At 29.9% G+C, this 26,821-nt stretch carries 21 protein-coding genes; 15 read left to right on the top strand and 6 right to left on the bottom strand.

The window, feature by feature from the left end; genetic code table 11:
* The first annotated feature begins 81 nt into the window (after positions 1–81).
* From carB to ACZ5N4_RS24175, 10 genes are all read left to right on the top strand, one after another.
* The gene (gene carB, locus ACZ5N4_RS24220; protein ID WP_464205101.1) at positions 82–3,270 is read left to right on the top strand and encodes a carbamoyl-phosphate synthase (glutamine-hydrolyzing) large subunit; all 3,189 of its coding nucleotides are present in this window, start codon (positions 82–84) and stop codon (positions 3,268–3,270) included.
* 231 nt (positions 3,271–3,501) lie between these two features.
* The gene (locus ACZ5N4_RS24215) at positions 3,502–4,278 is read left to right on the top strand and encodes a hypothetical protein (protein ID WP_464205099.1); all 777 of its coding nucleotides are present in this window, start codon (positions 3,502–3,504) and stop codon (positions 4,276–4,278) included.
* 48 nt (positions 4,279–4,326) lie between these two features.
* Complete coding sequence (locus ACZ5N4_RS24210; protein WP_464205097.1) at positions 4,327–5,109, top strand: sugar phosphate isomerase/epimerase family protein; 783 nt, start codon at positions 4,327–4,329, stop codon at positions 5,107–5,109.
* Between the two features lie 194 nt (positions 5,110–5,303).
* Positions 5,304–6,596 (top strand): trigger factor, encoded by a 1,293-nt coding sequence (gene tig, locus ACZ5N4_RS24205; RefSeq protein WP_464205095.1) that lies wholly within the window; start codon positions 5,304–5,306, stop codon positions 6,594–6,596.
* Between the two features lie 145 nt (positions 6,597–6,741).
* The gene (gene clpP, locus ACZ5N4_RS24200; RefSeq protein ID WP_211143238.1) at positions 6,742–7,326 is read left to right on the top strand and encodes an ATP-dependent Clp endopeptidase proteolytic subunit ClpP; all 585 of its coding nucleotides are present in this window, start codon (positions 6,742–6,744) and stop codon (positions 7,324–7,326) included.
* 19 nt (positions 7,327–7,345) lie between these two features.
* Entirely contained in the window at positions 7,346–8,635 is a 1,290-nt protein-coding gene (gene clpX / locus ACZ5N4_RS24195; RefSeq protein WP_308040230.1) for an ATP-dependent Clp protease ATP-binding subunit ClpX, read from the top strand.
* Positions 8,636–8,851: 216 nt separating this feature from the next.
* A complete protein-coding gene (lonB, locus tag ACZ5N4_RS24190) occupies positions 8,852–10,531 on the top strand; it encodes an ATP-dependent protease LonB (protein ID WP_464205092.1) in 1,680 nt (559 codons plus the stop codon).
* Positions 10,532–10,753: 222 nt separating this feature from the next.
* A complete protein-coding gene (gene lon, locus ACZ5N4_RS24185; RefSeq protein WP_464205090.1) occupies positions 10,754–13,075 on the top strand; it encodes an endopeptidase La in 2,322 nt (773 codons plus the stop codon).
* A 14-nt stretch (positions 13,076–13,089) separates the two neighbouring features.
* Entirely contained in the window at positions 13,090–13,677 is a 588-nt protein-coding gene (gene yihA / locus ACZ5N4_RS24180; protein WP_464205088.1) for a ribosome biogenesis GTP-binding protein YihA/YsxC, read from the top strand.
* A gap of 26 nt (positions 13,678–13,703) precedes the next feature.
* Complete coding sequence (locus ACZ5N4_RS24175) at positions 13,704–14,498, top strand: lysostaphin resistance A-like protein (RefSeq protein WP_464205086.1); 795 nt, start codon at positions 13,704–13,706, stop codon at positions 14,496–14,498.
* A 101-nt stretch (positions 14,499–14,599) separates the two neighbouring features.
* Here ACZ5N4_RS24175 and ACZ5N4_RS24170 read toward each other — a convergent pair whose 3' ends face one another.
* The 3 genes from ACZ5N4_RS24170 to ACZ5N4_RS24160 all read right to left on the bottom strand — a co-directional run bounded on the left by ACZ5N4_RS24170 (position 14,600) and on the right by ACZ5N4_RS24160 (position 15,586).
* The gene (locus ACZ5N4_RS24170) at positions 14,600–15,025 is read right to left on the bottom strand and encodes a hypothetical protein (protein WP_464205085.1); all 426 of its coding nucleotides are present in this window, start codon (positions 15,023–15,025) and stop codon (positions 14,600–14,602) included.
* A gap of 65 nt (positions 15,026–15,090) precedes the next feature.
* A complete protein-coding gene (locus ACZ5N4_RS24165; protein WP_464205083.1) occupies positions 15,091–15,240 on the bottom strand; it encodes a hypothetical protein in 150 nt (49 codons plus the stop codon).
* Positions 15,241–15,400: 160 nt separating this feature from the next.
* On the bottom strand, positions 15,401–15,586 hold the full coding sequence (locus tag ACZ5N4_RS24160; protein WP_464205081.1) for an LPXTG cell wall anchor domain-containing protein: 186 nt from the start codon (positions 15,584–15,586) through the stop codon (positions 15,401–15,403).
* 320 nt (positions 15,587–15,906) lie between these two features.
* Between ACZ5N4_RS24160 and ACZ5N4_RS24155 the strand changes: the two genes are divergently transcribed.
* Positions 15,907–16,875 (top strand): helix-turn-helix transcriptional regulator, encoded by a 969-nt coding sequence (locus ACZ5N4_RS24155; RefSeq protein ID WP_464205079.1) that lies wholly within the window; start codon positions 15,907–15,909, stop codon positions 16,873–16,875.
* 162 nt (positions 16,876–17,037) lie between these two features.
* Here ACZ5N4_RS24155 and ACZ5N4_RS24150 read toward each other — a convergent pair whose 3' ends face one another.
* Positions 17,038–17,976: a VCBS repeat-containing protein gene (locus ACZ5N4_RS24150; RefSeq protein ID WP_464205077.1), complete on the bottom strand. Its 939-nt coding sequence runs from the start codon at positions 17,974–17,976 to the stop codon at positions 17,038–17,040.
* 134 nt (positions 17,977–18,110) lie between these two features.
* Here ACZ5N4_RS24150 and ACZ5N4_RS24145 point away from each other — a divergent pair, with 134 nt between their 5' ends.
* A complete protein-coding gene (locus ACZ5N4_RS24145) occupies positions 18,111–19,343 on the top strand; it encodes an ABC transporter substrate-binding protein (RefSeq protein WP_464205075.1) in 1,233 nt (410 codons plus the stop codon).
* 65 nt (positions 19,344–19,408) lie between these two features.
* On the opposite strand, the gene perR is transcribed toward ACZ5N4_RS24145, so the two are convergent.
* Positions 19,409–19,834, bottom strand: coding sequence for a transcriptional regulator PerR (gene perR / locus ACZ5N4_RS24140; protein ID WP_464205074.1), 426 nt, complete (start codon positions 19,832–19,834; stop codon positions 19,409–19,411).
* Positions 19,835–20,072: 238 nt separating this feature from the next.
* Between perR and ACZ5N4_RS24135 the strand changes: the two genes are divergently transcribed.
* The 3 genes from ACZ5N4_RS24135 to ACZ5N4_RS24125 all read left to right on the top strand — a co-directional run bounded on the left by ACZ5N4_RS24135 (position 20,073) and on the right by ACZ5N4_RS24125 (position 24,014).
* Complete coding sequence (locus tag ACZ5N4_RS24135; protein ID WP_464205073.1) at positions 20,073–21,377, top strand: DUF2334 domain-containing protein; 1,305 nt, start codon at positions 20,073–20,075, stop codon at positions 21,375–21,377.
* Between the two features lie 445 nt (positions 21,378–21,822).
* Positions 21,823–23,160: an APC family permease gene (locus ACZ5N4_RS24130; protein WP_464205071.1), complete on the top strand. Its 1,338-nt coding sequence runs from the start codon at positions 21,823–21,825 to the stop codon at positions 23,158–23,160.
* 308 nt (positions 23,161–23,468) lie between these two features.
* The gene (locus tag ACZ5N4_RS24125; RefSeq protein ID WP_178909395.1) at positions 23,469–24,014 is read left to right on the top strand and encodes an NADH peroxidase; all 546 of its coding nucleotides are present in this window, start codon (positions 23,469–23,471) and stop codon (positions 24,012–24,014) included.
* A gap of 316 nt (positions 24,015–24,330) precedes the next feature.
* On the opposite strand, the gene ACZ5N4_RS24120 is transcribed toward ACZ5N4_RS24125, so the two are convergent.
* Complete coding sequence (locus ACZ5N4_RS24120; protein WP_464205068.1) at positions 24,331–26,673, bottom strand: helix-turn-helix domain-containing protein; 2,343 nt, start codon at positions 26,671–26,673, stop codon at positions 24,331–24,333.
* Between the last annotated feature and the right edge of the window lie 148 nt (positions 26,674–26,821).

The raw sequence follows: 26,821 nt of genomic DNA, 5'->3' as shown, positions 1-26,821 counted from the left end.
CTTCAAAAAAATAACTAGTCAATCTGCTAGTCTATTTTGTGTCAGATGCCTAATATAATTTCGAGAATTGGAGGATATGTAATGGCTTTAGATAAAAACTTAAAAAAAGTTATGATACTAGGCTCAGGTCCAATAATAATAGGCCAGGCTGCTGAATTTGATTATTCTGGTACCCAGGCATGTAAAGCAATAAAGGAAGAAGGAATAGAAACCATCCTTATAAATAGTAATCCGGCAACTATAATGACTGATAGCCATATAGCAGATAAGGTTTATATTGAACCCTTAAATATTGAATGTGTAACAAAAATTATAGAAAAAGAAAAACCAGATGGAATACTTGCAGGATTCGGAGGACAGACAGCCCTTAATCTTGCTATGAAACTAAAATCAAAGGGTATATTAGATAAGTATAACGTAAGGCTTCTAGGAATAAATAGCGAGGCTATAAAAAAAGCAGAAGATAGAGAAGAATTCAAAAAATTAATGATAGATACAAATCAGCCTATACCTATGAGTATAATAGCTACCAATATGGAACAATGCGTAGAATTCGTAAATAAATACGGATTTCCAGTTATAATTAGACCAGCGTACACCTTAGGTGGAACTGGTGGTGGAATAGCAGATAATATGAGAAAACTCTTAGAGATATGCCATATAGGAATAAAAATGAGCCCAATAGGCCAGATACTTTTAGAGCAGAGTGTGGCTGGATGGAAGGAACTTGAGTATGAAGTTATAAGAGACGGAAAAGATAATTGCATAATAATATGTAATATGGAAAATATCGATCCTGTTGGAATACACACAGGAGATAGTATAGTAGTAGCACCATCTCAAACACTCAGAGACAAAGAGTATCATATGTTAAGAAAAGCTGCTATAGATATAATAAGAAGCTTAAAAATAGAAGGTGGATGCAATATACAATTCGCATTAGATCCAAATAGCAGCAATTATGTAGTAATAGAGGTTAACCCGAGAGTTAGCCGCTCTAGCGCTTTAGCATCCAAGGCTACAGGATATCCAATTGCTAAAATAGCTGCAAAGATAGCAATCGGATATAGTTTAGATGAACTTAAAAATTATGTTACAGGAAGTTCCAGTGCTTGTTTTGAGCCTACCTTAGACTACGTAGTAACTAAAATACCTAAGTGGCCTTTCGATAAATTTAGTAAGGCAGAGCGAACTTTAGGGACACAAATGAAAGCAACAGGAGAAGTTATGGCTATAAGTAGAACTTTTGAGGGATCACTTTTAAAAGCTGTTACTTCATTAGATGGAAGATTTACAGGACTTAGAATTAATAAAATGTCACAACTAAGCAAAGATGAAATTATAGAAAAAATAAAAATGCAAGATGATCAAAGAATTTTCGCTATAGCAGAAGGTTTGAGAAAAGGGCTAACAGTAGACAAAATGCATGACATAACTAAGATAGACAAGTGGTTCTTAAATGGTATAAATAATATTGTTACTATAGAGAAAAAACTTAAGAATGATAAGTTAGATGAAAAAATCTTATATGAAGCAGAGGCTACGGGACTTATTGATGAAGAAATATGCGAATTTACTGGAATGACAAAGGAGCAGCTTGAAAAAATTAGAAAAGAAAATAACATTTATCCAGTATACAAAATGGTTGATACCTGCAGCGGTGAATTTGATGCTAGAACTCCATATTATTATTCTTGTTACGAAGATGAAGATGAGAATATAATATCAGAGGAGAAGAAGGTATTAGTAATAGGCTCAGGACCAATAAGAATAGGGCAAGGTATAGAGTTTGATTACAGTTGTGTGCATGGTGTATGGGGAATAAAAGAGGCTGGGTATCAAGCTATTATGATAAATAATAATCCAGAGACAGTTAGCACAGATTTTGATACTGCAGATAAACTTTACTTTGAGCCTTTGCATATAGATGATGTGATGAATATTGTTGAGAGAGAAAAACCAGAAGGTGTCATAGTGCAGCTCGGTGGTCAAACATCAATAAATATCGCAAAGAAACTTAATGAAAGAGGAGTAAATATTTTGGGGACCTCTTTTGAATCTATAGACCTAGCGGAAGACAGAGACAAATTCAGAAATTTTTTAGAAGATCTAAATATACCGTCACCTATGGGTACTGCCGTTACGAGTGTAGAAGAAGCTTATCATGCAGTTGAATCTTTAGGATATCCAGTTGTAGTAAGACCTTCTTACGTAATAGGTGGGCGTGCCATGGAAGTTGTTTATGATAAAAGTGCACTTACAAAATATATGGCTGAAGCAGTTCAGATTTCTTCCGAGCACCCAATACTTATAGATAGATATATAAAAGGAATAGAAATAGAAGTGGATGCAATTTCTGATGGAGAAAATATATTGATACCTGGCATAATGGAGCATATCGAAAGAACAGGAGTACATTCAGGAGATAGCATAACTGTATATCCATATATAAGCTTATGCGAGGATACGGTTAAAACGCTTGTGCAGTATACTAAAGAAATTGCTAAAGGATTAAAAATAATAGGACTCTTGAATATACAATATGTATTTGATGGCAGCAGTATTTATGTAATAGAGGTAAACCCAAGAGCATCAAGAACAATACCTATATTAAGTAAAGTAACAGGAATTCCTATGGTCAAAATAGCTATAGAAACAATGTTAGGCAAAAAACTTGCTGACCTTGATTATGGAACTGGGCTACTAGAAAAAAAAGAATTTTTTGCCGTGAAAGTACCTGTATTCTCTGGAGAAAAACTTGTTGATGCAGATATATATTTAGGACCAGAAATGAAATCTACGGGGGAAGTACTAGGAATAGACAGAACTCTAAGCAAAGCTTTATATAAAGGTTTTAGCGCATCCGGTGTTGAAATAATTACAGAAGGAAATGTATATGTATCACTAAAAGATGTGGATAAAAGAGAAGGTCTTGAAATAGTAAAAAATTATATAGAGTTTGGTTTTAAAATTTATGCTTCAGAGAAAACAGGAAATTACTTAATAGCAAACAATATAGATTGTGTTGTTGTAGATATTAAAGATGCATTAAATTTAATAGCAAAAGGTGAAATAAATATGGTTATAAATACACCGACAAAAGGAAATAATATTGATAGCACTGGATTCAAGTTAAGACGTAAGGCAGCAGAATATAAAGTTCCTGTTTTTACATGCATAGATACTTTTAAAGCATTTTTTACAGCTATACAAGTTAAAAAAAATAATAGCAACATAGAATATAATACTGTTGATGAATATTTGAGTTAGATTAATTAAACCTCATGTTTTGCATGGGGTTTTCAAATTTTTAACTTTACTTAAACAGGCCCAAAGGGTATAATTTACAAAAATAATACTATTTTTTATTCTTTTGAGTTATAATAAATATGAATTGCCGTAGAACGACAATAATTTTATTGTCAAGATGTAGTTGATAAATAATTAATATTAACTTAGGTATAAATACTAAATATTTATACTATATAGGAGGAATCAGCGGTGGGAAAGCCAAGCATATTTAGCAAGGATTATGAAAAAAAAATGCGAAGAAGAAAAAAAAGAATAGTTTTTGCAGCCTTTGTAGCAATTATCCTAATTATATTTGCTGTGATATATAGTAAAAATGTCTTTAGAAATTTTGGAACGAATGCAAATAATACAAAGAATAATACTACTCCGAATAAAAATGAAACAAAGAATTTAAATATAAATAAGCAGGAGTCTAAAGCACCAGCTAAACAGGAAAAGGTAGAAGGTTATCCTATCCAATTAAGTGATGGAACTACTGTAAACGCCATATATGAAACTAAAAATAATGACAAAACATTTAAATATGTTTCTCCAGCAGAAAGCAATATACAATATAGTATAAGTCCCGCTGGTAAGAATATAGTTTTATTTGATAGTAAAGTTCAAAGCATTATTTTGATGGATATAAGCGGAAATAAACAAGATATAACTAATCCTCAGTATGTATCTACTAGCGGAACAGTTATAACAAAGAGTAGCCAGCTTTCAGCGCAACCGGAATATATTTGGTGTTCTGCGCCAAAATTTATTGATGAAGATAATATAGCATACATAAGTCAGCTTCCGTGGATTGGAAAAACAGCTAAATATATATGGATTGAAAACATAAAAAACAAAACACATACATGGGTTCAGGGAATAGAGGGGGAAGATGTAAAATTAGATAAGCTTACGGATAAAGGGCTTACTGTAATAGTAGATGGGAAAACTATATACTTAACATCAAATGGAAGTATTACGGAATAACGATTGAAATTTTATCATAAATTTATTTGAGCACTTTTGGAGGGTCGGATGGAGATAGGTTTATCGTCAGCAAGTTTTTACCCAAAGGTAAATACAGAAAATAGCATAGCTTTAATGAAAAAGTTAGGATTTAATATTGGAGAGTTATTCTTAAATAGCCCAAGTGAATATGATGAGGATTTTATAAAATTGCTTTTAGAGGAAAAAGACAAAAATAATTTTAAAGTCAACTCTATTCATGGATTTTCTTCATCCTTTGAACCTTTTCTTTTTGATAGCTATAAGAGAAGAAGAGAGGATATGTTTATATATTTCAAAAAAATATGTAAAGCAGCTAAATTATTGGGAGCAGAATGTTATACTTTTCATGGTATGAGACGTCAGGATTTAAGCTTTGTGGACTATAAATTTATAGTTGAAATATATAATAAATTAATATACACTGCTATGGAAGAAGGGGTAAAGCTTTGCCAAGAAAATGTTTCATGGTGTATGTCTGGAGATGCTAAATTTTTAAAAATGATAAAAGAAGAATGTCGATATCCTTTATATTTTACTTTTGATATAAAACAATCATATAAAGCAAAGGTTGAACCTGAAGAGTATATTGATATAATGGATAATAGAATAATGAACTTTCATATAAATGATAGAGATGAAGAGAACTTATGTCTATTACCTGGGAAAGGAAATGTTAACTATAGAAATTTGCTTAATAAATTAAATGAAAAGGGATATAGTGGCACCGGAATAATTGAAGTTTACAGTAATAATTATTTGAACTATGATGAATTGATGGATGCGAAAAAATTTTTAATAGGTTTTCTTTAGAATCAAAAAATAATTGTAAAAATTATGTTTTTTGGTATATAATTATTAATACAGAAACTCTTACTTTATATATTAATATTTTAAAATAATATTAAAATTATATAAGATACAGTAACATATGTTAATACATTTAAATATATGTTATAATAATGGGGTTAACAATAAGCACGATGGTGATTAGGAGGAATAATGCAATGAACGTTAAGATGGAAAAAATAGAAAATAATGTAGTAAAATTAGAAATAACTGTAGAAGCAGAAAAGTTTAATGAGGCTATGAAAAAGTCATTTGCTAAAAATGCTAAAAAATTTAATATACCAGGATTTAGAAAAGGTAAGGCTCCAATGAATATAATAAAGAAATATTATGGTGAAGGAGTATTTTATGAAGATGCCATAAATTTCTGTTGTGATGATACATATTCAACAGCAATAAATGAGAATAATATAAAACCAGTTGATTATCCAGAAATAGATGTAGTTCAAGTAGGAGAAGGAAAAGATTTTATATACACAGCTGTAGTTACAGTAGTTCCAGAAGTGGAATTAGGAGAGTATAAAGGATTAGAAGTTAAAAAGCCTACATATGAAGTGAAAGATGAAGAAGCAGAAAACGAATTAAAATCAATGCAGCAAAGAAACGCAAGAATAGAGACAAAAGAAGATGGAACAGTTGAAAAGGGAGATATAGCTGTAATCGACTTTAAAGGATTTGTTAATGGCGAAGCTTTTGAAGGTGGAGAAGGAACTGACTATCAATTAGAAATTGGTTCAGGTACTTTCATAGACAACTTTGAAGACCAATTAGTTGGTTTAAAGAAAGGTGACGAAAAGGAAGTAGCTGTTAAGTTCCCAGAAGAATATGGTAGAGAAGATTTAAATGGTAAGGATGCTACTTTTAAGGTTACAGTTAAAGATATAAAAGTAAAAGAACTACCTACATTAGATGATGAATTTGCAAAAGAAGTTTCAGAATTTGATACTATAGATGAAGTAAAAGCTGATATAAGAAGAAAAATGGAAGAAGCAAATGAGTTAAGAGCAAAAAGAGAATTTGAAGAAGCAGTAATAGATGCAGTTTGTGCAAATGCAAAAGTAGAAATACCAAGTGTTATGATAGATAAAGAAATAGATAACATGCTTAGAGACTTAGAAATGAGATTAAAATATCAAGGCTTAGATTTACAGACATATTATCAATATACGAATAATACTGAAGAAAAAGTTAGAGAATATATGAAAGAAACAGCAGATAAAAGAGTAAAAACTGATTTAGTAGTTGAAGAAATAGCGAAGAAAGAAAATATAGATGCTACTGAAGAGGAACTTTTAGAAAAAGCTACAGAGATGGCAAAGCAATATGGCAGTAAAGATCTAGAAAAGACTGCTAAATTAGTGCTTGAGTCACAAAAGAACTATCTAAAAGTAGATGTAGTTAATGAAAAAGTTGTTAAAATGTTAGTAGAAAATACTAAAGCTATAGCATAATATATTAAAGGGTTGATTGCCAGGAATTTTTCTGGCAATTAATTTTAAATTAATATATTTAAATTAATTATATTAAAAAACTGATTTAATTTAGATTTAAATGGGTAAAATCACTTAATGTGATTACAAAAAGGAGGAGAGATTTATGAGTTTAGTACCAGTAGTTGTTGAGCAAACTAATAGGGGAGAAAGATCTTATGATATTTATTCTAGACTTTTAAAGGATAGAATAGTAATGCTAAGTGAAGAGGTTAATGATGTTACCGCAAGTTTAGTTGTAGCACAATTGTTATTTTTAGAAGCGGAGGATCCAGAGAAGGACATATATCTATACATAAATAGTCCAGGAGGGTCTATAACATCAGGAATGGCAATTTATGATACAATGCAGCATATTAAACCTGATGTTTCTACTATATGTGTGGGAATGGCTGCTTCCATGGGAGCATTTTTACTTGCAGCAGGTGCGAAAGGAAAAAGATTTGCACTACCAAATGCTGAAATAATGATACATCAACCTCTTGGTGGCTTCCAAGGTCAGGCAACAGATATAGGAATACATGCAGATAGAATACTAAGAATAAAGAAAAAATTAAATAGCATACTAAGTGAGAGAACAGGACAGCCGCTTGAAAAGGTTGAAAGAGACACAGAAAGAGATTACTTTATGGAAGCAGAAGAAGCTAAAAATTATGGATTAGTAGACGAAGTAATTATAAAAAAGAAATAACCTTTAGTGAGGTGTAAAGATGGCCAAAATTGATGATAAAAAACAATTGAAATGTTCATTTTGCGGTAAAACTCAAGATCAAGTTAGAAGACTTATAGCTGGGCCAGGAGTATATATATGTGATGAATGTATAGAGCTTTGTTCAGAAATAATAAGTGATGAATTTGAAGAAGACATTCAAGTGGATATGAGTTCACTTCCAAAACCTGTAGAGATAAAAAGCTATCTTGACCAATATGTCATCGGTCAAGATGGTGCAAAGAAATCACTAGCTGTAGCGGTTTACAACCATTATAAAAGAATTAATTCAAACGCTAATAATGATGATGTAGAATTACAGAAAAGTAATATATTATTATTAGGACCTACTGGATCAGGAAAAACTCTCTTAGCGCAAACTCTAGCTAAGTTTTTAAATGTTCCATTTGCAATTGCAGATGCTACAACTTTAACAGAAGCAGGATATGTTGGAGAAGATGTTGAAAATATACTTTTAAAGCTTATTCAAAATGCTGATTATGACATAGAGAGAGCTGAAAGAGGTATAGTATACATCGATGAAATAGATAAGATAGCAAGAAAATCAGAGAATCCATCTATAACAAGAGATGTTTCTGGTGAAGGTGTACAACAAGCATTGCTAAAAATACTTGAAGGTACAGTAGCATCAGTACCACCACAAGGCGGTAGAAAGCACCCTCATCAAGAATTCATACAGATAAATACTACTAATATACTGTTTATCTGTGGTGGTGCTTTTGATGGAATTGAAAAAATTATAGAAAGAAGAACAAGAATAAGCACATTAGGATTTGGTGCTAGTATACAATCTAAAACTGAAAAGGACGTAGGAAAACTCTTAAAAGACATAATGCCAGGAGATCTTTTGAAATTTGGTCTTATTCCTGAATTTGTTGGAAGACTTCCTATAGTGGTAACTCTCGATGCTTTAGATAGAAGCGCACTAATAAGCATATTGAAAGAGCCTAAAAATGCACTTGTTAAACAATATAGAAAGCTCTTTGAGATAGATAATGTTGAGCTTGAATTTTCAGATGATGCTCTAGAAGCAATAGCTGACGAAGCGTTAAAGAGAAATACAGGAGCAAGAGGTCTAAGAGCAATTATAGAAGATACTATGAAAAATATAATGTTTGATATTCCTTCAAGAGAAGAAATTGCAAAAGTAATAGTTAATAAAGAAACTGTTGATACAAAAGAGCCAATTCTTATTGAGGCTGAAGGTGAAAAAAGATCACCTATAAAAGTAAAAAAGTCTAGAACTCGAAAGGGTTCAGAAACAGCATAAGCAGAGAACCAAAATCTATGATTTTGTGTGAATCGCTTACTCATTCGACGAATGGAGAAGGAGTTTCATAATAAAAAGGAGTACTGTGAAATATCAGAACTCCTTTTTTATTGCCGTTATTAGGGAGCTGAAAGAATATAGTGAATGAAAGATGTGCATAATACTAAGGAGATATAATTTGAAATTATAGGGAGTCTTTAAGGGAGGTTTAAAAATATGATTTATACCTTAATGATTATTGAATTAGTAGTTACAGTAGTTATGGGACTCTATTTTCTTAATGTATTAAAAGGTCAACAATCACGAAGGCTAGTTGTAGATAGAGAAAATAGAAAAGAAATGGAAAAGTTAAAAAAACTAAGAGAAGTAAAGTTAACAGAACCATTAACAGAAAAAAGTAGACCCTCTAAATTTAGTGAAATAATAGGTCAAGAAAAAGGAATTAAAGCTCTTCAGGCAGCATTGTGTGGTCCTAATCCTCAACATGTTATAATATATGGACCTCCTGGAATAGGTAAAACTGCAGCTGCAAGATTGGTTTTAGAATACGCAAAGAAAAAAGATCATTCACCTTTTAATGAAAGTTCTAAGTTTATAGAAATTGATGCAACTACAATAAGATTTGATGATAGAGGGATAGCAGATCCTCTTATTGGTTCTGTTCACGATCCAATATATCAAGGGGCTGGTCCTTTAGGCGTTGCAGGAATACCTCAACCTAAACCTGGAGCAGTAACAAAAGCACATGGAGGTGTATTGTTTATAGATGAAATAGGAGAGCTTCATCCTATAGAAATGAATAAATTACTTAAGGTGCTGGAAGATAGAAAAGTCTTCTTAGATAGCTCCTATTATAATTCCTCAGATGAAAATATGCCTACATATATAAAGGATATCTTTGATAACGGACTTCCTGCGGACTTTAGGTTAGTTGGTGCTACAACGAGAAATCCAGAAGAGATAGTACCAGCATTAAGATCAAGATGTGTAGAAATATTTTTTAGAGCATTGCTTCCAGAAGAAATTGAAGTTATAGCTCAAAATGCAGTAGATAAGATAGGATTTACAATTGAAAATAAAGCTTGCAATATGGTAGGAAAGTATGCGCAAAATGGAAGAGATGTCGTTAATTTAATTCAGCTTGCATCAGGAATAGCATTAAATGAAGAAAGAAGCGAAATTAATGTGAGCGATGTAGAATGGGTAATAGAAAATGGTCAGTATTCTCCAAGAGCTGAAAAGAAGATTTCCGGTAAGCCTTCTGTAGGATATGTCAATGGGCTTGCGGTTTATGGAGCTAACATGGGAGCATTAATGGAAGTTGAAGCTACTGCAAAAAAAGTTAGTCTTAGAAAAGGCAATCTTAAAATAACAGGAATAATTGAAGAAGAAGAAATAAACGCTCAAAATAGAAGAATGAGGAGAAAAAGCACAGCTAGATGTTCTGTTGAAAATGTAATAACTGTAATTGAGAAATTATTTAATCTAAATTGTGATGAGTATGATATACATATAAATTTTTCAGGAGGTGCACCGGTAGATGGTCCATCTGCGGGAGTAAGTATAGCTACGGCTGTATATAGTGCTATAAAGAATATTCCTGTAAATAATAAAGTAGCAATGACTGGCGAAATATCAATACATGGTGAGGTTAAACCAATAGGTGGTGCCAATGCAAAAATTCAGGCTGCTAAAAAGGCAGGAGCAAATATTGTAGTAATACCTAATGAAAATTGGCAGGATAACTTTTCACAAATAGAAGGAGTAAAAATAATACCTGTAAGTAATATAAAAGAAGTTATTGATATTGCTATAGTCAATGAAGCAATGGAACGTTCATCTATAGAAATAGAAGCTAACTTAGATGTATTGTCAGCTGAGTCAATAAATATGTAGCTAGGTTCAATTGGCAATTGAGAATTTATACTTCTCAATTGTCATTTTTCAATTTTAAACTAAAAAAATATTTGATATTAATCGATAACTATAATTGAAAAAAAACTATTTTATAGTTATAATATATTAGTCTAACTATATATAAATTTATTTCAATATCTATTTTAAGTTATTGTAATTATGATAGTTTTTACTAAATTATTTTAAAAGTGAGGGGAAAATATGGATAAAAATTTGAAAATCCTTCCTCTAATTCCCTTAAGAGGCATTACTATATTTCCATATATGGTTATACACTTTGATGTAGGCCGTGAAAAATCTATACTTGCGCTTGAAGAAGCTATGCTTGTTGACCAAAAAATATTTTTGGTATCACAGAAAGAAGCTAAAGTTGAAGAGCCAGAAGAAGAAGATATTTATACAATGGGTACCATTTGTAATATAAAACAAATATTAAAGTTGCCAGGTGATACTGTACGAGTACTCGTTGAAGGTGAAAGTAGAGGAAGACTAGAAAAATACATTGAAAAAAGTCCTTTTTTTAAGGCAGAAGTTGAAATATTAGAAGATGATGAATGTGATAAAACTAATAAATGCGAAGCGCTAGTTCGTTCTGTTAGAAAAGCTTTCGATGACTATACAAAGTTATCAGGAAGTATACCTGTTGAAACAATAGTAACATTAGAAGAATTAGATAATCCAGGTAGATTAAGTGATGTTATCAGTTCTTATTTAATGTTAAAACAGGAAAATAAGCAAGAACTTCTTGAAGCATATGACGTTGAAGAAAGGCTTCAAAAATTATTAGATATACTATCAAATGAAGTTGATATTTTAAAGTTAGAAAGAAAAATAGGTGTTAAGGTAAAAAATAAAATAGATAAGGTACAAAAAGAATATTACTTAAGAGAACAACTAAAAGCTATTCAAGAAGAGCTTGGTGAGGAAGATGAAGATAAAAAAGAAATAACAAGATACAAGAATAGGATAACAAAGGCAAAACTTCCTAAGTTGGTTAAAGAAAAGGCTCTATATGAGTTAGATAGATTAAAGAATAGCGGAAGCTACTCTGCGGAGGGTGGTGTAATAAGAACTTATTTAGATTGGATATTAGACCTTCCTTGGAATGCTGAAACTAAGGATAATTTAGATATAAAGTCTGCTAGAATGGTATTAGAGAAAGAGCACTATGGACTTGAAGATGTAAAAGATAGAATTATTGAATATTTAGCTGTTAAGAAAATGAGTAATTCACTAAGAGGACCTATACTTTGTCTTGTAGGACCTCCAGGGGTAGGTAAGACTTCAATTGCAAGATCTATAGCTCATGCATTAAACAGAAACTTTGTTAGAATGTCTTTAGGTGGAGTTAGAGATGAAGCAGAGATAAGAGGTCATAGAAAAACTTATATTGGAGCAATTCCAGGAAGAATAGTATATGGCATGAAACAGGCTAAATCAAAAAATCCATTATTTTTATTGGATGAAATAGATAAGATGAGTAATGATTTTAAGGGAGATCCAGCAGATGCACTTTTAGAAGTACTAGATGCTGAGCAAAACAGTACCTTTAGAGACCATTATCTCGAATTAGAGTTTGACTTATCTAAAGTTTTGTTTATAACAACTGCTAATTCATTAGAAACTATTCCAAGACCTTTATTAGATAGAATGGAAGTTATAGAAGTTTCAGGATATACTTCAGAAGAGAAATTTCATATAGCAAAGGATCATTTGCTTCCTAAGAAATTAAAAGAACATGAAGTAAAGGACAATAAAATAAAGATTTCTGATTCCTCTATATATTTTGTTATAGAAAACTACACAAGGGAATCTGGTGTCAGAAGCCTTGAGAGAAAAATATCCTCTCTTATAAGAAAAGCAATAGCAGAAATGATTGAAAAAGATAAGGATAAGATTATAGTTAATACGAATAAGGTTAAAAGCTATCTAGGTCCTGAGCTATTTACTTACGAAAAAACAGATAAAGAAGATAAAATTGGGGTTGTAATGGGTATGGCATGGACAGGGTATGGTGGAGACACCTTGCCAGTAGAGGTAACTGCTATGTCTGGAACAGGAAAACTAGAGCTAACCGGCCAACTTGGAGATGTCATGAAGGAATCAGCAAGAGCTGGATATAGTTATGTTAGAGCAAATGCAAAGAAATATGGAATAGATGAAGAATTTTATAAAAATAAAGATATTCACATACATGTTCCAGAGGGTGCTGTACCTAAAGATGGGCCATCAGCAGGTGTTACGATGATTACTGCTATAATATCCGCTTTAGGTGGAAGAAAAGTAAGGCACAATGTAGCTATGACTGGAGAAATAACATTAACTGGTAGAGTACTTGCAATTGGAGGACTCAAAGAAAAGAGCTTAGCTGCGTATAGAGCGGGTATAGATACTGTAATTATACCAAAAGAAAATGAAAAAGACTTATCAAAAATACCTAAAACAATAAAAAGTAAATTGAGTTTTATACTAGCAGATAATATAGATACAGTATTAGAACATGCTTTAGTAAAAAATGATTAGATGGTGATGAAATTATGGAAATAAAACAAGCAGAGTTTATTATTTCAGCAGTAGCTGCAGCCCAGTATCCTAGTGACAATAGAGTAGAAATAGCTTTTGTAGGAAGATCTAATGTAGGTAAATCTTCTCTGATTAACACTTTAACTAATAGAAGAAAACTAGTTAAGGTAAGTGGTACTCCAGGAAAGACGAGACTAGTGAATTTCTTCTTAATAAATAACGAGTTCTATTTTGTTGATCTACCTGGATACGGATATGCAAAAGTTTCAAAGGTAGAAAAGGAAAGCTGGGGAAAAGTAATTGAGACATACCTAACTAAAAGAGAACAGCTTAAAAAAATAGTACTTTTAATTGACTGCAGACATAAACCAAGTATGGATGACATAAACATGTATAAGTGGATTAAGTATTATAATTATGAGGCTGTTGTAGTAGCAACAAAAATTGATAAACTAACTAAAAATGAATTGCAAAAAAACTTAAAGATGATAAGAGAAACATTAGAATTAAATCCAAATGATAAGCTTTTAACATTTTCTTCTCTTAAAAAGATGGGAAAGGAAGAATTGCTAGAGGTTATTGATGAAACTGTTCAAGGTTAAGTAAGTATAAACAAGGAGAAAGTTGAATGACTAAAATTAATATTATTAAAGATTTCCTTGTGTTTTTATTTGTTTATTTACCTCCGCTTATAATATTTATAAGATTTTCAAGGGAAAGAAAGAGAAGTTATTTTCTATTAACAATAATAAGTATACTATATATTGTAACTTCTCTATTTACGCAAAATTTAATTCCTTTTATTTTTGTATTGATAAATATTAGATATTTAAAAATGGCGGAAAGAATTTGCTATAACAGCACTAGGAGTGAGTATACTTCTCCATGTGAATTAAATATTTCAACAAAACCTACCATAAGCAGTAGATTGTTAGAAGATTATAATAGATTTAAGTTTAGTATAAGGAATTTAAATATAATATCAGCTATTAAGTATACTATTCAGTCATATTTAATAACAATTTTAATCTCCGCAATATCATCAGGTATATTTTATCGATTAAATGTAAATGCAAAACAGCAAGAAATAGTTACATGGATGTCTAGTATGCCCCTTAAAAGATTTTTGATAATGATTCCGATTGTTACTATATTTGCACCTATACTTGAAGAATTTGTATTTAGGTGGCTATTATTTGAAAAGATATTTAGACCTAGGATTGGGATATATTTATCAGCAATATTAAGCAGCATAATTTTTGCATTCATACATTTTAACTTAATGGCATTACCTATACTAATATGGATAGGACTATACAATTGTTATTTAATTAATAAAAAGGGTTATTGGTATTCTGTGTTTAATCATTTTGTATTTAATTTTGTAACTACCATGGTATTATTGGCTCAGAAGTTAGGATAAGCAAGATTTTGGAGGATGCAATTAGAGTAATATAATAAAGGTAAAGACATGTATTACAAGTTATGTAAACGTGTCTTTACCTTTATATAATTTAATATAGTTTATTTACTTTTTTTACTGTCATTATCACTATTTCCTAGAGCACCTTTTAACAAAGAGTTTAAAAGGTCTTGTCCATCAGGAGATGACTGTAGAGATTTTACAGCATTTAATACTTGGTCTTGTACATTACTATTTTTTCCGTTATCTACATCATCTAATCTATCTGCAAGAGCTAAAAGTTGAGATCTTATTTCATTTTTATTCATATTACTCGAGCTTACTACTTGATTTAAATCAAGTTGATTTAAATCATTTAAATCAAAATTTCTAAGCATTGAGCTTAATTGGCCTGTAGTCATATTATTAGCACCTACAAGAGAGCCGATTAAAGATATAATTTGATTTATGTCAATATTTTTCAATAAATCACCAAAATTAAATCCTTGAGAAACATTGGTATTATTTTTACGATGATGTTTTCCCATTTTATCACTCCTTTATGTTAAGGAGAGCAGTAGGCTCTCCCTAATTGAATTACTTTATTTAAATACTAATGGTTGTTACAAGCGCAACCGCATACTATTATCACAGCAAGTGTAATTATAATAGCATCACGAGCTCCCTTTCTTCTATTGCGTGCTAACAATAGTAATGCTATTAAAGCGGCTAATGCTATGAAGCCGAAATTATTATTGAACATACGCAAATCCCCCTTTTCTAGGCTATGGCTTTATTTAACTCTTTTTACTTTACATCATAGGTTCTACCAGTTTCTTCTGCCCTTGTGTAATTATATCTTACTTTTAGTGATCAAATAGTTTATGCATAAGATATGACGTGATACTTACAACTTTGTTTTACTAGCAACGATCTCTGTTAAAGCCAGAGCATCCACAAACTATTATTACAGCAAGTGTTATTAAAACAGCGAAACGAGTACCTCTGCGTCTACCAAATATTAGCAAGAAAAATGCTATTAAAGCTGCTAATGCTGCTATTGGAAAAAAGTTATTGTTATTGCTGCAGTGGTGATGATGTCTACTCATATTCTAATCCCCCTTTTCTAGGCTATGGTTTTATTTAATTCTTTTCACTTTATATCTTAAGTTTAAATATTTTATAATTAGTAGCTTTTCGAATACTTATCTTTGGCTTGTTTATAATATATATTATTCATTTATTATAGATTTGACACAACAAAAAATAATTTATATAAAAGTTTAATGTAATAAAAATTTGATTCTACAATAGTGATAAATGATAATATAATATAATTTTTAAAATCATATGAAAATGTACTAAAAAAATATCAAAATAACACGATAAAAGTAAAGATTAGTATAACTATATACTGGGGGGAAAAAATATGTCTAAGATTTCTCATTTGCTAGAGATGATAATTACGCTACAGTATAAGGGACTTACAACCGCATCAGAATTAGCTGAAACTTTGGAAGTCGATAAAAAAACTATATATAGATATATAAATAGTTTAAATAAAGCTAATATACCTGTATATACAAAGAAAGGAAGATATGGAGGATTTTATATAGACGAAGAATTTTATATGAAACCATCAAAGCTCAGCGAAGAAGAATTACAGTCTTTATTAATGGCCACTAAAATACTTACTGAAGAAAATGGATTTATAGCGGAAAAAAATCTACAGTCAGCGGTTTCCAAAATAAAAAGCATTTGTATAAATGATGACGATGAACTAAAACTTTTAAATGACAACGGGTGTTTTAAAATAAGCGAAATTGGAAATTTACAAGGTATGGAAGATAAAATATCAAAGATTAATTATGCTATAAATAGAGGAAGAACCATAAGTATAAATTATTTTTCAATAAATAAAAATAATTTGACTGTAAGAAAAGTAGATCCATATACTTTATTATTCAGAGAGGGTGCTTGGTATATTATTGGTTATTGTCACATGAAAGATACCATAGAGACTTTTAAGCTATCAAGAATTAAGACAATAAAAGCAACAAATGAAATATACATGATACCTCACACTTTCTCACTAAAAGATTATCTTAATAATAATTGGGGTGTATTCAAGGGCGAGAAGACAAAGATCGTAATAAAGTTTGATAAGAATATTTCCGAGTTTATTAAAGATGGCAGGTGGCACATTAGTCAACAGATAGAAGAGCTGCAAAATGGAGATGTATTATTAAGTATTTATTTAGATGATACCGATGAACTAAAGAAATGGATACTTGGAATCGGAAAAGATGCTGAGGTTATAGAACCTAAAAGCCTTCGAGAAGAGATAAAAGCGGAAACAGAACAAATATATAAAAAATATTTAAAAAGTTATTTATAGATGTATAAATATTGGGGAATGGGACAAAATAAAAAATGTAATTCGGAGATAAAATCTCCTGTAGCATCAAGTACTATAATCTCTACTTGATGCGATAACCCCCCATCCCCCTTGGGACCGTAAATGCGGTCCCTTTTTAATTATAAATAAATCTTAATCCTATTATTTTAAGTTAATTGATATAATCTTAAAATAATTATTTTCTTTGCTGTTTTCATCCGGAATTAAGTTAACAATTAAAGTGTAATTTTTTACTATACTTTTATCTTTGTTAGAAGTGCCTCTAAAATTAAGAGTCCAAATGACCTCTGATACATTACCATTCTTATCACACCTGTTTTCCATAAATATTGCATCTTGAAACACATAAGTGTTGTTATCACCGGACAATTTTCCAATTACAGACAAACTGCTACCAGGTATATTAGATGAAAATACCTCCTTTGGTGTATACTCTTCATTCTGAGGAAGACTTTGTATAAACTTAATAAAAGTAAAAATTGTATCTTTCCCCATAAATGTATTTGTAGTTTCATAATTATAGTTTTTGAATTTATAGTTTAAAAATATATAGTTTGACATCCATATACCAGCGTCTTGTAATCTACCGGATATAACCTTTGGTGTTCTGTTATTTTTACAATCTATAAATCCTAGTATGTTGTTAGAATTAGAAAAAGTATTTTCAAATTTTTCATTGTTCCAAAAGAATACATGTTGAATAGGTGTATCTTTATTTGAAGCTTGTACAAATATTTCTGGAATTTTATCTCTTGAAACATCAATAAGAGTTACACGCATAGGCCAGTAAGGAGAATAAAAACCAATAGGTGATAGCTTACCTCCAGCTTCTATAGGATAAATTTTATCTTTACATTTTAATTCCAGAATATATTTAGTACCATCTTTCTTAATATATAACTCCTCTTCCTTACCATCTCCATTAAAATCTGCTTTTAACACCTTATTATCAGATACATTATTAAAAGTTGCAGATGAACTTCTTGATATTAGAAAAACTATTAAAAATATGAAAATGATAAGTATAAAAATTATAAAATAAATATGTTTTTTCTTTAGAAATATTACCCTGAAATTCATATATTTCACCTCCACTTAATTATATGAATTTATTATATATTTAATTATTATGCACAAAATAAATTTAGAAGTACTTTGTAACTAGAAAGAAGGTGATATTTATAAAGAATAAGTTATAGTGAAAGGAGAAAAATATGTTTTATAAGAAAAGAGTATTAACGATTTTTTTATTAGTTATATTAACTTTAAGTATTAGTGCTTGCTCCTTTAAAAAAGACACACCTAAAGAAAAGCAATTAAACATATATGTTGATATTAAAGATAAAGAATCTTTGAATATATTAAAAATTATTACAGAAGAGTACAAAAAATCTAATCCTAAAGTAAAGCTCAGTGTTAATAATACAATAGGTGGAAAGATTGAAGAGGACATAAGTAAGGGAAGTGAACAAGATATAGTAATAACTTCTAGGAATAATATGATAAAACTAAGTAGAAAAGGACTTCTGAGTGATTTAGGAAGTTATTATGATGAGAATAAGATAAGTGATAAGTATTATGGTGTTGTAAATGCATATGGAAGGTTTGGAGATAAATATTACGGTATAGCACTAATGCCTTACACTATGGAGATATTATATAATAAAAGTGCTTTTGATAAATTGGGCTTATCCCAACCATCTACAGTTAATGATTTAAAAGAAGCGTTAAAAAAGATAAATAGTACATCAGCGAGAATTCCAGTTGTGCTTACTGAAGATTTAGATATAAACAGTGGACTATCTTCTATAATAGTTAATAATAAGGTAAGTATGAGAAAACTAGAAAGCATATTTGATAGTGGGGGTGCAGCTTATAAATCTTTAAAGGAAATGCAGCAGGCTTTTGATACTATATCTAGTCTTGTTAGTGGTGGGAATATAAACAAGAACACTTTTGAAGTAGGAAACGAAAGTAGCGTGGAGAAGTTTGTAAAAGGAGATATTCCATTAATAATAAGTTCATCTTATTATTCAAGTCATTTCAAGGATAACAATATAATGGTTGCTGCTGATAGTACAAATGATCCTTCAAAAAAAATGAACGTACCTGTTATAAGTAACGCAATAATGTGTACTCCAGTAAATAGTAAGAATGGTGAAGAGATAGGAAATTTCATAAAGTTTTTTACTGATGAAGAAATTAATAAAAAATTAGTAGAACAGGGATTTATTACTGGTAATAAAAAAGCTAATAATTCTATAGTTGGAGGAGCTAAAGCAAGTATAGTAAAACATCTCGAGAATAGTACAGAAGATAGTGTAATGTATGTTTACAATATACCAGATAAATTAAAAAGTAGTATATCATCTAAAATAGATCAAATACTAAATGGAAAGCATACAGGCAAAGAGTGGGATGAAGCTGTAGATGATGCTTTTAAATAGAGAAATGAAATAATGATAAGACAAAAGAGCAGTTGATCACAACTGCTCTAAAAATTTGTACTAAACTACTGTTCACAAGCATTATCTTTACAACATTTACATATTCCATAAAAATATATTTTGTTATTGATAATATCGTAGTCAGTATAATCTTTCGCTTTGTCATTTAAGTCTGAGAAGGAAATACCATCAATGTCATCAACTCTTGCACAATTTAAACACTGTATATGCGGATGAGACGTAACATTTCCATCATATCTAAAGTTACCTTCGCCTACATTAATTTCCTTAACTAGATCTACCTCAACTAATGTTTTTAAAGCTTTATAAACAGTTGCCAAACTCATTGTAGGATATTCCGGTTGTAGAGCTTTATATATAGTTTCAGCAGATGGGTGCTCTTTTGTAGATTGCAAAAACTTATATACTGCAATACGCTGAGGAGTAAGTTTTAATTTCTTCTCTCTAAAAATACCAGCTAAATTATTCATATACACCATCCTTACTATATAATTAATTATATCATATAATAAAAATTATTACTTGTCAAAAGTAATTTTTTAGAAAATATTGTTGATGTGAAATTTAGGAAAATTAAATCATAAAATTAGGATAATTTTCATGAGAAAGGCAAAAATAAAGTGAAGAATTTTTTATATTACTATTAATAAAGAAAGAAGCGATAAAATGAGAATTTTTAGCAGGTGGAAATTTTTTATTGTAATTATAGTGCTTTTAATATTTACATATTTTATTAAGTCTGCAAGTAGTAAAGTGGTTGTAGAAAACAATAGCAATAAATATACATCAAAAGATATTAATATGATAAAGGCTAACATAAGGTTAAGATACGAAGACGTTGATTTAAATTTGTCAAAGCCTATATATGTAGAAAATAATAGATATTATATTCCTGTGACAGAGATCTTAAGTAAACTTCATGGAAAGAGTTCTATAAAAAATAATAGTACAGTTTTAAGATTAAATCAATGTGATATTATTGTTAATCATGATAAAAATGAATTTGTCAAGAATGAAAGAGTTATTAAATTAAAAGAGAAACCAGTATGCACTAATGATTGTGTTTATATAACACTATTTGACTTTATAAAAATGTTTGATTTAAAGACTCAATGGAATATAGATAAAAATACTATATCTCTATATAAAAATAGAGGTATAGAAAATTGTACTGCAGTAAGTAAGCAAGGGAAACCTGCTTTAATTAGGCTAGAAGATATAGCAGCAGGGGGAATGTATAGTTCGGAAGAGTCTTTGGAGAAACTCAGAATAATTTGTGACTATTTGCATAGTGAAGGAATACCTTTTCATATTGCATGGATACCTAGATATGTTAGCCCGGGAAAAAATATAGATAATGATCTTCTAAAAAATTATAATATGCATAATGCTGATTTTGTCTTTACTCTAGATTACTTTATGGATAAAGGTGGAATAATAGGACTTCACGGATATACTCATCAATATGGAGAGACAGAAAGTGTAGATGGAATAGAATTTCATAGAAGTTTAAGAGACAATATTCCAGGAGATATTCAGTATGCACAGGAAATAATAAACGCTGCATTAGAGACAGCTGCACAATTAAAAATTCAATGCAGTTTTTTTGAAGTGCCGCACTATGCTATTTTATATCCTCAACAAGATATTATCGAAAAAAATTTTGATTATATATATGAACCATATTCTGAAGATGGAGGTATAACTGAGTGCAATAAGGTGTTTTATAAAGATAAATATGGAAGACTCATAAAGTATATTCCTACACCATTGAATTATATAGATGGTAAAGATGATTGTATAAATATGATTAATAAAATAGATACATTAAAAGAGGGGTTGATTGCAAGCTTTTTTTATCATCCATATATAGAATTTGATGATATAAAAATATCTAAGGGGGAAGATGGATACCCATATTACGAATATTCTAATCAATCGGTGCTGCATCAAGTAATTGATAGATTGAAATATAGGGATTTTACATTTTATCGAATAAATGATGTTAAATGAATTTTTAATATCATTACTGGATTACTACTACTAGATTAAAAATGTAGTGTAATTATTAGTTGTGAATGAATATGTTAAATCTTTTGCATTTTGATTGTAGCAAAGAACTTTTTATGTATGCAAACTTTAGCATGAGAACTCCAATATGACGTAAATCATGACAAATTTATTTCAAGTATAACAAAAATTATTCTTATTAAAAGTTTTATAATAATTAAATAATTATAAAAATAACAATTTATATAAAGGTAAAATTTCAAAAAATGACCATAAATTTATAAATTCGCAAAAATGGTATGCTTATTATGTAAATTAATGAAAAAAATTCATTTAAATATAAAATTATTGTGAAAATTTAACTTGATTTAGTGAATGATTCATGTTAAGATTTTATCGGAATAAAAAATATATATCATAATACTTTTGTGGGGAGGTAAATCACGCCATGAGCAATAATGAATTAAAAAAAGAAATCGGTTTAGTGCCCGCTCTTGCAATCGTTATCGGTATGGTTATAGGTGGAGGAGTATTCTTCAAACCTACAGCTGTATTTGGTGCAACAGGAGCGCCAGGATTGGGTATGACTGCATGGGTTTTAGGTGGAATTATTTCTATAGCAGGTGGTCTTACTGCTGCTGAGGTATCTGCAGCTATACCAAAAACAGGTGGTATGGTAGCATATCTAGAGGAAACATATGGTGATGTTTGGGGTTATCTTTTAGGATGGGCTCAAACAGTTATATATTTCCCAGCAAATATTGCAGCTCTTGGAATAATATTTGGTACTCAAGCTGCTACTCTACTAGGTTTAAGTGATTCAATGATAATTCCAATAGCAATTATAACTATTATATTCCTTACATGTATGAATTCATTAGGATCAAAGACAGGTGGAGCTATTCAGACAGTTGCAACAGCAGGTAAATTAATACCTTTATTTGCAATCATAATAGTAGGACTTATAAAAGGTGATGGTGGAGTAGTTAGATTATTCCCAATGACTGCTGTTGATCACCCAATTGGTACAAGCTTAGGATCAGCACTAGTTGCTACAATGTTCGCTTATGATGGATGGATAAACGTTGGAGCTATAGCTGGAGAAATGAAAAATCCTGCTAAAGACTTACCAAGAGCGATTATCGGTGGATTATCATTAGTTATGGCTGTTTATCTATTAATAAACGTAGCTTACTTATTCGTATTACCAGCAACTGCACTTGCAGCAACAAAAACACCAGCAGCAGACGTTGCAACAATAATCTTTGGACCATCAGGTGGAAAGATTATTACAGTAGGTATACTAGTGTCAATATTTGGAGCAATCAATGGATATATATTAACAGGAATGAGAATTCCATATGCTATGGCAACTGAAAATAAACTACCATTTAGTAACTGGTTAGCAAAATTACACCCAACATTTAAGACACCAATAAACAGTGGTATATTAATGGCTGTTATATCAATATTACTAGTATTCTCAGGAAAGTTTGATCAGTTAACTGACTTACTAATATTCGTAATATGGTTGTTCTATGTTATGACATTCTATGCTGTGTTTGTTCTTAGAAAAAATCAACCAAACCTTCACAGACCATATAAAGTACCTCTATATCCTATAGTACCTGCTATAGCAATAGTTGGAGGAGCTTATATAATATTAAATACTTTATTTACTCAACCTAAGAACGCTGGAATAGGACTTATCCTTACATTAATAGGATATCCTGTTTACAAGTCAAGAAAGAGTAAGTTTAAGAAAGCAGAAGATAATATTGCATAAAATGTAATATATGAAAGTTAGACTTATGTGAAAATAACACTAATTATTTTCATATAAGTCTTTTTTTATAAATAGAATAAATAAAGGTCTTAAAACTACTTCCAGTCTGGAAAAATATCTCTCTTAATAAGTTGAATTTTTCCTTTGGATACCTGTATACAAAAAGTTAAAAAAATATACATATCTTATTTTGGAAAACACTTGAAAAATACGAATTAATATCATATAATAGTAATTGTTGATGATATTTTAATCTTTATAAATAAAAACCTATATATAAATTATAATTAGATGGGGAGGAAATATTAATGAAAAAATTTGTTTGTACAATATGTGGATACGTTCATGAAGGAGAGATGGCTCCAGAAAAGTGCCCTCAATGTAAAGCTCCAAGAGAAAAATTTATAGAAAAAGTAGAAGGCCAAATGAGTTGGGCTGATGAGCATAAAGTTGGAGTTGCTGAAGGAGTAGATCAAGCAGTAGTAGAAGGGCTAAGAGCTAACTTTACAGGTGAATGTACAGAAGTGGGAATGTACTTAGCTATGAGCCGTCAAGCTGAAAGAGAAGGATACCCTGAAATAGCAGAAGCATATAAGAGAATAGCTTTTGAAGAAGCAGAACATGCTGCAAAATTTGCAGAATTACTTGGTGAAGTTGTAACTGCTGATACAAAGAAGAACTTACAGATGAGAGTTGAAGCAGAACATGGAGCTTGCCAAGGTAAAAAAGACTTAGCTACTTTAGCTAAAAAGTTAAACTATGATGCAATTCATGATACAGTACATGAAATGTGCAAAGATGAAGCTAGACATGGATGTGCATTTAAAGGATTATTAGATAGATACTTTAAATAAGAATAAAAGTGGATACCTCTGATTAGAGGTATCCACTTTTTATATATAGATATTTAATCTGAGTGTTTGACTTATTAGCGGTATTCATAGGGGTACCTCTTCTGTACTGTTAATAATTTTAGTTATCTCTAGGGCTTGCTGCCAAGAACCTCAACAATCTTAAATAAACTCGCTATGCTCAAACAGTATTTAAGATTGTATATGTTCTAAAGCAGCTTTGCCAAGAGCTAACATAAAATCATTAAATGTACTGTCAGATGTACCCCTATGAATACCTTAGTTAAGTCAATTATCGAGGTTGGATATCTATAAACAATTAAGTAGACTTATAAGTGTTTCTATAATGATTAGGTGAAATACCATAATTCTTCTTAAAGGCAGTATAAAAGTAATTCGTATTGCTAAAACCAACAGCGGTAGATATTTCAGATACTGTTAAGTCAGTAGTCTCAAGAAGAAGTTTAGCTTTATTAAATCTAACTTCAGAAATATAAATAGATAGAGATTTATTTACCGTATTTTTAAAGATAGTTCTAAGATAATTTGATGAAATATTTACATGGTCTGCAATACTCTCAGGTGATATAGACGAATTAGGGTAATTTTCGTCTATATAATTAGTAACAGCTTTAACAATAGTATTTACCCTATTTAACTTCTTTTCATTAAACTGAGCTACACAATTTGAATAAAGGCTCATAAACCATGCTTTAACTTCATTTAAGGTCTCTAATTTATCTAGGTTATCCAAAAAGTTTTTTAGACTTATGTTTCTAGTTTCATTGTTTACCTTATAGAGGGTATCTACTAGCTTTTTTGAATGTAAAGCCAGTTGCGATATACTAAGAAGAATATTGCTATAAGAATAGGTACTAATCTTATTAAGCATTTTATCCAGTTCGGTTTCTATATTTTTCATGTTACCTAGTTTTATAGCATTAAATAAGGAACTTTCTAAATCTTCGTCGTAGAAATAGTCATTATTAATATCAGGGTTTATTTTATCATAATATAGAATGGAGTTTGTGCCATATTTTAGTCTATAATTCACACAGTCAACAGCAAGTTTATATGAAGATGATATTTGTGATAAATTATAAGCATAAGATCCAATACCAGATGAAAGTGAAACATTAAAATATGATAAAACATAATTTTGAATTTCAGCAACAATATTTATAATTAAATCTAAGTCTTCTTGACTTGATTCTTTTGAAGTGCTTAAAATTAATGCTATTAAATTACCATTTATATTAAGGCACTCGTTACTATAGTATTTTGAAGAAACATCACTACATATGTTACATATGCCAAATCGTATTAACTGCCTATCTCTATTAGAAAACCTTGAATAAAAATGTTTAATTCTATCTATTTTAAACACAATAACTATATTCCCATTTTCAGATATATTAATATTTAGCTCTTCAAATTTTGTTTTTATGTCTTTGAAATTTACCACTGTATTTAATAATATACTTTTTAACAACTGTTTTTTAATAAAGTTGGTATCTTCAATAGAAAGTTTTTTCAAGCTTAACTTTTCATTAAGAATATTATCAATAGCTAGTGATAAAAAATCAAACTCATTAGACTTATTGTAATTTTGGAGGTCATTGTTAATAGCTGCTTTACTCTTAACTTGTTTAACAATTCTATCTATAGGAGAATATATTCTCACAGACATTAAATATGAACAGGCAGCTCCTATAACAAATATTGTTATAAATATTACTATAATCAAATGAATCATTTTATTTATACTTCCAAGAAAAGTATTATATGGAGTAATGGTAATAAACTTTAAACCCATTCTTCCTAGGCTTGTGTAAGTAATAACACAAGGTTTTCCGTCTATATCACATAAGAAATTTCCGTTATCATTCTTATTTTCTAATATTTTCTTTAAATAATCACTTTGAGATATATTTTTTAAAAACATTCCTGAACTTGAGTGGAGTACTATATTACCCTTATTATCAATGGCAAATAAATCACATCCATTTTCCGAAATAGTTTTGAAATATTTTTCAACTTCATCAGCATCTAAGTTTATAATTATAGCACCATCAGGTAAATTATTTTTAGGATTTTTACTATTGCTAAGAAAAATTGATAAAACATTCTTTTTATAGTTTGAATTATATTCTGAGGATAGATTTATTCTCCTTGGAATTAAGTTAGAAGAAAATGTTTCAGAAGAATTTTTCAATATATCTAGGATTTCATGATCATAAAAACTATCAGATTTTTGTTCGCCACTTATAGATGTGTAAATCTTCCCATTGTTGTTATTGTAAATGTATATTGAATAAATAGATGGAATTGAAGAAGTTAGTTGCATAATTTTAGGATTCGCAACCTCTGTAATATTTTCATTTTTGTTTAAATACATCAAATTATAAATATCTTGATTCAAATATAATTGATATGAAAATAGCTTGGCCCAGTTTAATGTATAATTCGTATAGTAGGAAGCTTGTTCTAATATTTTTTGAGAAGATGATATAGAGTTCTCTATAATTTGACGTTTGTAACCGCTATATATAGCTAGAGTAGTTACGAATAATATTGCAGAAGTAAGCATTATATATGACAGTAATAGTCTTATAAATGTACTTTTAAAATTAAATTTTTTATTTAATGCAAACATTTTCATATATACATCTCCTTAGTATGAAAGTTAACTTTAAAAATACAACCATATGTGCTTAGTTTTAAATAAAGTGTTAAAAATAAAAGGTATTTTATGGATTATAACAACATATATGGGAAAATTAGTGATAAAACTAATCAGTCCTAATGTA

Source organism: Clostridium nitrophenolicum (assembly GCF_055391695.1).
This window is presented reverse-complemented; position numbering and strand designations above follow the sequence as displayed.